We start from the raw sequence: 6,112 nt of genomic DNA, 5'->3' as shown, positions 1-6,112 counted from the left end.
CGTGTCGCCCAAAAGTGCGAAGCGGTTTTGGGACTACGACACGCACACAACAAAGGCGTGTCGCCCAAAAGTGCGAAGCGGTTTTGGGACTACGATACGCACACTGAAGCGGGGTCAGGCGCTCTCGCGGGTCCTGAACCACTGCACCAGGAAATCGACGAAAACGCGCACCTTCGCCGGTAGATAGCGGCGGTGTGGATAGACGGCGAAGATGCCGCCGCCCGACAGGATGCGGTCGTCGAGCACCGCCATCAATTGGCCGCTCTTGAGGTCGGGCGCGGCGATGAAATCCGGCAGGATGCAGAATCCAAGCCCCGACAAGGCCGCGGCGCGCGCCGCCATCGGGCTGTTGACCTCGATCGGGCCCGACACGGCGATGCTCACCGGATCGCCATTGTCGCCCTTGAACGGCCAGTTGTTCAGGCCGCGGCCATTGGTGTCGACGATGCAGGGCATGTGGCCGAGATCCTGGGGCCGTGTCGGCATGCCATGCCTGGCGATCAGTTCGGGAGAGCCGCAAAGCTTGATCGAAAACGGCGCCAGCCGTCTGGCGATCAGCGACGAATTCTCCAGCCGCGAGATGCGCACCGCGAGGTCGAAGCCTTCCTCGACCAGATCGACGAAGCGGTCGTCGAGCTGGATGTCGAGCACGATGTCGGGATATTGCTTGGCGAAGTCGATCAGCGACTGGCCGATCGGCGCGTCGGCGAAGGTGCGCGGCGCCGACAGCTTGATCCGGCCGCGCACATCGCCGGAGGACTCGCGCACGGCGTCGGCCAGGCTGTCGACCTCGCGCACGATCTCCGAGGCGCGACGGTAGTAGGTGTGGCCGGCCTCGGTCATCGAGAACTGGCGCGTGGTGCGGTTGAGCAGCAGCGCACCGAGTTCGTCCTCCAGCTCGCGCACATATTTCGACAGCAGCGCCTTGGAGCGGCCGATCTTGCGCGCCGCCGCCGAAAAGCCCTCGGCCTCGACGACATCGATGAAGGCGCGCATGCGGGTCAGTGTATCCATTGTTCAGGCTCTTTGTGCTGCGTCGAGAAGTTTTCGGCCGAGCCGTATCAGGGCTATGTCGCTGCCGGAAGGGCCAAGCAGCGACAGGCCGAAAGGAGCACCGGCGACCGAGCCGATCGGCAAGGTGATTTGGGGAAAGCCGGAGAGCCCGGCCAGGCACAGGAGATGCAAGGCGCGCTCGCGATAGGCCTGGAACTGCTCGGGTGTGCTGTCGACGTAAGGCGCCGGGCCTGGCACCGTCGGCAGGACAAGGAAGCCGTCCTTGCCGAGCAGGGCGCCCAGTTCGCCGCGAAAGGTCAGCCGGCGCACTTTTTCGGCCTGTGCCGTCCGGTCGTCGACGGCACGGCCGAAGCCGAAACGCTCCTCGACCCCGGGGCCAAGGTCGCGCTCGCCGCTGGTGATCCATTCGCCATGTACCGCCCAGGCCTCCCTGGCCTGCAGCCGGCGAAAGCACCAGTAGAGTTCATCCGGGGGAGAGCTGAAGCGCGTCGTCGGCGTCGCCGGCGTGCCGAAAACCACGCTCGCCAGCGCCTTCATTCCTGCATATTCGGCGAGTGCCGGCCGGGCCACCATTTCGTCCAGCCAGCCGAGCGTCAGCGGGCGGTCGAGCGCATGCTGGTGCGGGTCGCTGCCGAGCAGCAGCTTGCCGACTGTCTCGTAGGTTTCGATGTCGTCGGCGAACCAGCCGAACGTGTCGAAACTCGGCGCCAACGGCATGGTGCCCTCGAGGGAAATGCGGCCATGCGTGGTGCGGAGCCCGATCAGCCCGCAGAAACTCGCCGGCGCACGGATCGAACCACCGGTGTCGGATCCCGTGGCGATGTCGGCCAGCCTGCCCGCCACCGCGGCCGCCGACCCCGACGACGAGCCGCCGGTGACGCGGTCGGGAGCCGCGGGGTTCACCGGAAACGGTAAATGCGCGTTCTGGCCGAACAGAGCGAAGGCGAGCTCGTCGGTCTGGGTCTTGCCGACGAAACGCGCGCCCGCCTCGAGAATGATCCGCACGGCGGGTGCCGTGCGCGAAGCGGCGTGGCCTTCGGCGAATTTCCGCAAATTGCCGCAACCGGTGCGATAGCCGGCAACATCGTAAATGTCCTTGACCGCCAGCCGCAGGCCGGCCAGGGGCCCAAGCTCGGCATGCGCCACCGGCATCTGGCGAAGATCGAGAAAGGCGTTGAAGGGGCCGTGCGTGCCTGTCATCGTTCGATATCCGGATACGGTTGCGCCAACATTGTTCGATGCCAGAAATTTTACAACCTGGGATACGATTTTTATTGATTGTGAAATGCTTCGCCCCTATATCGCGCTTGCCCAAAGTCGCACGTGCCTGTGGGTGTCCGCCGGTCCTCGAATGGTGAGGGAAATCGGTAAGGTAACTGGAGCCAACCCCTCCAGTCGGTTTAGCGGCCAACCGCCAGACCGAGGACACCTTGAAGCAACGACGGTGCGGGCCTTTCTGGTTCTCTGCCGGTTGTCCAAAGACCGGGGTTACTGAAGAGGCACACCTTCATTGCCGGCAGTGCGGAACGGGGTTCTCCCAATCCAAGCCAAGGCAGACAAAGCGAACCGAAGCCGGGCAAGGCCAAGGTTCATCGCCGCGAGACGGCGTTTCATGGTTCCGGGGTCTCCACCGGCTGGTTCCATGGATTTTCCGTCCCGCCTTTGTTTGACCGCGTGTTCGCGAGGCCGAAAGCCCGTGTCCGCACCCCTGTGCGCGCCGAAAGGCGCGATGGAGAAACCCGATGGCTACACAGCGCATCCTCGACTTCCTTGCCACCCGACGTCCGTCCGGCCCCTGCCTCGTCGTCGACCTCGATGTCGTGCGCGACAATTTCCGCGCCTTCGAGAAGGCTCTGCCCGATTCCAAGATCTACTATGCGGTGAAAGCAAACCCGGCGCCGGAAATCCTGCGCCTGCTTGCTGCGATGGGCTCGTCCTTCGACACCGCTTCCGTTGCCGAAGTCGAGATGGCGATGGACGCCGGTGCGCCGGCGGACCGCATCTCCTTCGGCAACACCATCAAGAAGGAGCGTGATATCGCACGCGCCTACCAGCTCGGCATCAAGCTGTTCGCGGTCGACTGCGTCGAGGAGGTCGAGAAGATCGCCCGCGCCGCTCCAGGCGCCCGCGTGTTCTGCCGCGTGCTGACCGATGGCGAAGGCGCCGAATGGCCGCTGTCGCGCAAGTTCGGCTGCGTGCCAGCGATGGCCGTCGACGTGCTGCGCCATGCCAAGGGCCTCGGCCTCGACGCCCACGGCGTGTCGTTCCATGTCGGCTCGCAGCAGACCGACCTGACCGCATGGGACCGTGCGCTGGCCGACGCCAAGAAGGTATTCGCCACGCTCGCCGAAGAAGGCATCGTACTCAAGATGGTCAATATGGGCGGGGGCTTCCCGACGCGCTATTTGCGCGACGTGCCGGCGGCGCAGGCCTATGGCCAGGCGATCTTCTCGGCGCTGCGCAAGCATTTCGGCAACGCCATTCCCGAGACGATCATCGAGCCAGGCCGCGGCATGGTCGGCAATGCCGGCGTCATCAAGTCGGAAGTCGTGCTGATCTCGAAGAAGGCCGACAACGACAATGTGCGCTGGGTGTTCCTCGACATCGGCAAGTTCGGCGGTCTGGCCGAGACGATGGACGAGGCGATCCGCTACCCGATCGTCACCGCGCATGACGGCACCGAGACCGCGCCTTGCGTGCTCGCCGGCCCGACCTGCGATTCGGCCGACGTGATGTACGAGAAGACGCCGTATCCGCTGCCTTTGTCGCTGACCATCGGCGACGAGGTGCTGATCGAAGGCACCGGCGCCTACACGACCACCTACTCGGCGGTCGCCTTCAACGGCTTCGAGCCTCTCCGATCCTACGTGATCTGACGGCTCGCTAGAGCTGTTCAGATCATCCCAGGTGGGCGCCCGTCGCCCGCTTGGGCTCGCCTGTGGAACAGATCTCCGCTCGCCAGGGATTGCGGAAATGGAAATGTCAGTTGAAATCGTAGCTCATGCGCCGGCCTTCGCAATGGTCGCCGAAACTGTTGCCGACGTGGCGGCGCGCGAAGCCTTGCTCGATCGTGCCATGGGGCCGAAGCGCAAGACCAAATCGTCGGAGAAGTTGCGGCGCGGCCGCCGGCCGTCGGAGGGCCTGGCCTTCGTCGCGCGCGATGCCTCGGGCGGCTTGGCCGGCACGGTGCGGCTATGGGACGTCACGCTTGGCGAGGGCGGTCCGGCGCTGCTGCTTGGCCCGCTCGCCGTCGACCCGTCGCTCAAGAGTGCCGGCATCGGTTCGGCGCTGATGCGCCATGCCATTGCGGAAGCCGCGCGCCTCGGCCACGCGGCGATCCTGCTGGTCGGCGACGAGCCTTACTATGGCCGCTTCGGCTTTTCGGCCGCCAGGACCGGTGCGCTCGCCATGCCGGGACCTTACGAGCGGCACCGCCTGCTGGCGCTGGAACTGGTGGAGGGCGCGCTCGACGGCGCCCAGGGCACGCTGAAGGCGTCCGGCCGCAAGCTCAAGGCACACGCGCCGACCCTGGCGGCGTGACGCTTTAAGCACAACTGCCATTCAAACAAAACGCCGCCTGAAAAGGCGGCGTTTTGTTGTCTCGAAGCCGCTCCTGGCGGCCGCATCCGTTCAGCCGATCAACTGGCTCAGCGCCATGGCGACGGTCATGTCGCCTTCGACCTTTATCTTGCCGGTCATGAAGGCCATGGTCGGGTTCAGGTCGCCCGCGATCAGCGAATCCAGATCGTCGAGCGACAGCTTGATGGTGCAGTCGGCGGGAGCGTCCGTGGTCGAGACGGTTGCGCCGTCGATGACGATGACGCCGTCGCTGCCGGTGTCGAATTTCACGGAACGATCGAACCCGCTGCTGGCCACGCGCGACTTGATCTTCTCGGCAATCTCCTGAACGCTCACGCTGTTCTCCTGTCTGGTTGCATTCTGTCGCAACGGCAATTCGGTCCAGCCGAAGTCCATGCGGCATCACTGGCGATCACGATCGCTGCCGCATATAGCTTTGGATTGACGTTTACGTCAACGCGAATTGCAGGAATCGGCCCCGACGCCGACTGCTGTCGGGACCGCCGGCACCCGGCCGATGGCGGCTAGTTCAATGCGCGCTGACCGGCTTCGGCGTCTCGGTCGCAGGGGTGCTGGCATCCTGGCGCCGGCGCAGCCAGTTGTCGCGGATCTCGTCCTTGCTCAGGAAATTGACCTGGTCGATCAGGACCTCATGCACCAGGGTTGCGCCGACACGTGTGTTGATCGTGTCGCGGATGGCGGCGCGAAAGGCATCGAGGTCGACCGTCGCCTTCTTGCTGAAGTCGATCTGGGGGTGGGCGTAAAGATAACTGTAGACCTCGTCTGTAATCAGCGCCTCGGCCGGGATCGACAGCTTCTTTATCTGTTCCGGCTCGACGGTATAGACGAGCTTGGCCAGGAAGTAGCCGTCGATCTTCGAATCGTGGATCAGCGGCACCGAAATGACGTCGGTCTTGACGTAGTCCAGCCCGCCCAGCATCGGCTTGGGTTTTTCGCCTACGCCGCGTTCGCCGGCGGCCTGGAACGAATAGAACACCGCGCCGAGCGTGGCGGCGCAGATCCAGACCGCTATGGCGATGACCTTGATCATTTTGAACCCGAGCCCGGCATCGCCGCGCTCTAACCTTTCTGCCTGCCGAACTCGCCGGCGGAGTAGGTGCCGTCGGTTTCGGCGCGCTGGATGGCGCTGCGCAGCAGGCCGGCAACCTCGTTGACGGCGCTCAGATGCGCCAGGATCGCGGCCTCGTTCTTCGCCAGCTTCTGGCGCAGCCGGGTTAGGCCCTCACGGTGCTGCTCGAGGAATTCGGCCTCGCTGCCGCCCTTCATGGCGCGGGTCAGCTCGTAGAGATAGCGGCTCTTGCGGGCGTTCGACGCCTTGAGGTCATAACTTGTATCGCTGCGGATGCCGGCGGTCTCTTCCTCGACCACCTCCTCGATGCGGCCGATGATGGCGGCAAGGTTTCCGGGCCGAGCGAACGGGGTCGGTGCGTCCGACGCGGTTGCTCGCGCTGGCAGATTGGCGGTGAATTCGGAAGAGTCGGCCATGGTGTTTCCCAGT

At 64.8% G+C, this 6,112-nt stretch carries 7 protein-coding genes; 2 read left to right on the top strand and 5 right to left on the bottom strand.

Annotation, left to right across the window (positions count from 1 at the left end):
• Positions 1–114 precede the first annotated feature (114 nt).
• Complete coding sequence (locus M653_RS0119180) at positions 115–1,014, bottom strand: LysR family transcriptional regulator (protein ID WP_027144786.1); 900 nt, start codon at positions 1,012–1,014, stop codon at positions 115–117.
• Between the two features lie 3 nt (positions 1,015–1,017).
• Positions 1,018–2,214, bottom strand: a complete 1,197-nt coding sequence (locus M653_RS0119175) for an amidase (protein WP_027144785.1) — start codon at positions 2,212–2,214, stop codon at positions 1,018–1,020.
• Positions 2,215–2,756: 542 nt separating this feature from the next.
• Here M653_RS0119175 and odc2 point away from each other — a divergent pair.
• Both odc2 and M653_RS0119165 read left to right on the top strand, forming a co-directional pair.
• Positions 2,757–3,890, top strand: coding sequence for an ornithine/lysine decarboxylase (gene odc2 / locus M653_RS0119170; RefSeq protein WP_027144784.1), 1,134 nt, complete (start codon positions 2,757–2,759; stop codon positions 3,888–3,890).
• 97 nt (positions 3,891–3,987) lie between these two features.
• Positions 3,988–4,554 (top strand): N-acetyltransferase, encoded by a 567-nt coding sequence (locus M653_RS0119165; protein ID WP_027144783.1) that lies wholly within the window; start codon positions 3,988–3,990, stop codon positions 4,552–4,554.
• Between the two features lie 90 nt (positions 4,555–4,644).
• Here the strand turns inward: M653_RS0119165 and M653_RS0119160 are convergent, their stop codons facing one another.
• From M653_RS0119160 to M653_RS0119150, 3 genes are all read right to left on the bottom strand, one after another.
• On the bottom strand, positions 4,645–4,929 hold the full coding sequence (locus M653_RS0119160; protein WP_027144782.1) for an SCP2 sterol-binding domain-containing protein: 285 nt from the start codon (positions 4,927–4,929) through the stop codon (positions 4,645–4,647).
• Between the two features lie 193 nt (positions 4,930–5,122).
• Complete coding sequence (locus M653_RS0119155; protein ID WP_027144781.1) at positions 5,123–5,644, bottom strand: hypothetical protein; 522 nt, start codon at positions 5,642–5,644, stop codon at positions 5,123–5,125.
• Positions 5,645–5,673: 29 nt separating this feature from the next.
• Positions 5,674–6,099, bottom strand: a complete 426-nt coding sequence (locus M653_RS0119150; RefSeq protein WP_027144780.1) for a hypothetical protein — start codon at positions 6,097–6,099, stop codon at positions 5,674–5,676.
• Between the last annotated feature and the right edge of the window lie 13 nt (positions 6,100–6,112).

The sequence above is a fragment of the Mesorhizobium sp. WSM3626 genome (genome assembly GCF_000513935.1).
Classification (GTDB): domain Bacteria; phylum Pseudomonadota; class Alphaproteobacteria; order Rhizobiales; family Rhizobiaceae; genus Mesorhizobium; species Mesorhizobium salmacidum.
Note: the sequence above shows the minus strand (reverse complement) of the source record. Positions and strands in the feature narration are given on the sequence as shown.